The sequence below is a fragment of the Ruminococcus sp. genome (genome assembly GCF_017650195.1).
Classification (GTDB): Bacteria; Bacillota; Clostridia; order Oscillospirales; family Ruminococcaceae; genus Ruminococcus.
In genome coordinates, this window is sequence record NZ_JAGCFH010000047.1 from 1 (window position 1) to 2,527 (window position 2,527).

At 44.8% G+C, this 2,527-nt stretch carries 2 protein-coding genes and 1 tRNA gene; all 3 read left to right on the forward strand.

Translation table 11 applies throughout. The features are described 5' to 3' along the window. Positions 1-360 (forward strand): RtcB family protein (locus tag J6U00_RS02160; protein WP_296578223.1); only part of this gene is annotated, 360 nt, incomplete at its 5' end. Between the two features lie 373 nt (positions 361-733). Beyond that, positions 734-845: transfer RNA gene (locus J6U00_RS02165), tRNA-OTHER, on the forward strand. A 37-nt stretch (positions 846-882) separates the two neighbouring features. After that, positions 883-2,355 (forward strand): DUF2828 family protein, encoded by a 1,473-nt coding sequence (locus tag J6U00_RS02170; RefSeq protein ID WP_296578226.1) that lies wholly within the window; start codon positions 883-885, stop codon positions 2,353-2,355. Positions 2,356-2,527: the final 172 nt, after the last annotated feature.

Genomic DNA, 2,527 nt, shown 5'->3' on the forward strand with positions numbered 1-2,527 from the left:
GTATGGGTACACAGAAAGGGTGCTATCCGTGCCGGCGCTGGTGAAATGGGCATTATCCCCGGAGCTATGGGCTCATACAGCTACATAGTTCGCGGCAAGGGCAATCCCGACAGCTTTATGTCCTCGTCTCACGGTGCTGGTAGAGCTTACTCCAGAACCGCAGCAAAGGATACATTCTCCGTAGAGTCTGTAATGGTAGACCTGAAGGAAAAGAATGTAGTTCTTGCCAAGAATAATAAGAATGATGTTGCGGAGGAAGCTCGTTTTGCATACAAGAATATCGACGATGTAATGACAAATCAACAGGATCTTACAGAACCTGTAAAGAAGTTATTTACCGTCGGAGTAGTAAAAGGTTAATATTTCGCCGCTTACAGCAATTTTGGCAGTTCATCAGAACGGGTTCAACTCCCACGGCGACGAGTTTAAGACACTGACAGCAAGTTTTATAATGAAAAAGGATTATTCATACGGTGTCTTGTTATTTAATTTTATAGTCTTAAGGCACAAACAGCAGCCTTTTTTATCATCAAGAACGATAAACGTGCCTTGTATTATTAAAAGATCAATAAGGTACATGCAACATAATAGATGACTATACTGTTAACGTAGTATCATTATAAAAAGTACCTTGATAAGACGCACACAGCAGAAGTTCATATTTCATCTGATTAATAAATAAGGCGTCTTGTACATCATAACAACAATTCGGCTCTGACAGCATTATTTAGGGACGCAGGAAGCTGCCACCTAAGGGGTAAGCACTGTGCAAAAATGAGCCGCGACTAAGTCAGCCACAGCAATAAAACAGTGGTCTTACGCAGGTTCGAATCCTGCCCTGCGGAAACGTATGGTAAATGCTGACTTGAAAGGAGAAAAACTATGCTTAACTTTTTAAAGAAGGAGTCTAACATGACATATACCGAGAACGGCGGTACTGCTTACCGTTCAACAGAGTCATTTTGCCTTGATATGTTCTTCAAGGCAGGTGCAATGAGAAATTCCACAGCCGAGGAAATAGCTGACGTGGTTACACGCGCTTACACCGAGAACCCTGACAAGACTATGAAGATAGTCTTCTTCGTCCGTGACGCAAGAGGCGGTCTGGGTGAGAGACATTTCTTCCGTTGTGCTGTTTCTGCACTGGTAAAAACAGCTCCTAAGGCTGTTGAGAAGAATATTCCTCTGTTCGCTGAGTACGGCCGTTTCGACGACCTCTGCGTACTGCTCGGTACTCCTCTGGAGAACGCAGCAGCTAAGGAAATAAAGGCTCAGCTGGATAAGGATATATCCGCTATGGCAAGAAAGGGACAGGCTTCCTTACTTGCTAAGTGGCTGCCCTCAGTTAACGCTTCCTCAAAGGACACAAGAAACAAGGGTAGACGTATGGCAGCTTTACTTGGCATGACCGAACCCGCATACAGAAAGGCACTGTCCGCTCTGAGAGCTTACACAGATATACTGGAGAATCGTCTCCGCGAGCGCGACTACACATTCAATTACGAAGTTCAGCCTTCTTGTGCTATGTTCAAGTACCGTCGTGCTTTTATCAGAAATGATAACGAGCGTTACGTAGATTACCTTAATAACGTACATAACGGCACCGCAAAGCTCAATGCCGACAGACTGTTCCCCTACGACATAGTCAGATCAGCGCTTGCAGGCAATATATCAGCTACTGAGAGGAAGTCTCTGGACGCTGCCTGGAAGTCCCTGCCCGACCTGACAGCTTCAAGACGTGAGAACGCCATAGCTGTTATAGACGGTTCAGGTTCCATGACCTGCGGCTGCGGAGGTATCCGTCCTATAGATGCGGCACTGTCTCTGGGAATATATTTCGCAGAGCACAATAGAGGCGCATTTGCAAACCACTTCATCACTTTCTCCGAAAAGCCCCGTCTCGTAGAGATAAAGGGCAAGGATATAGTGGAAAAGGTTCGTTACTGCGATACCTTCAACGAGGTGGCAAATACCAACCTTGAGGCTGTGTTTATGCTGATACTTAATACCGCAAAGAAGTATAATGTATCTAAGCAGGAAATGCCTTCAAAGATATACATAATCTCAGATATGCAGTTCGACTACTGTATTGTCGGAGGAAATAACGAGCCTATGTTCCGTGAGATGAGAAAGATGTTCAAGGCTAATGGCTACGAACTGCCTGATATCGTCTTCTGGAACGTAAACGCAAGATGTGATGCGATGCCTGTAACACGCTCCGAAACAGGAGCAGCACTGGTATCCGGTTACTCACCATCTATATTCGATATGGTCATGGGAGGCGAAATATCCCCTGAGGCTGTAATGGATAAAATACTTGCTTCCAAGAGATATGCTCCTATAACGGCGGCATAAGGCGGAAATTCCCCCCACCCGATATCGAGTGGGGGTATTGTTTTACTCTGCGTTTTTTACAACTGCTATCTCGTATAAGTACATTGAAAACGAGCCAAAAGGAAGTACCACCACGAAGGCGGTACTAAAATATCAATATTCAAAAAGTTTATCTGCTTCATTAAGGTCAAAA

What these genes read in the sequence shown, in the direction of transcription:
- J6U00_RS02170 (WP_296578226.1), top strand. Translation starts at nt 883, where the DNA reads ATGCTTAACTTTTTAAAGAAGGAGTCTAACATGACATATACCGAGAAC.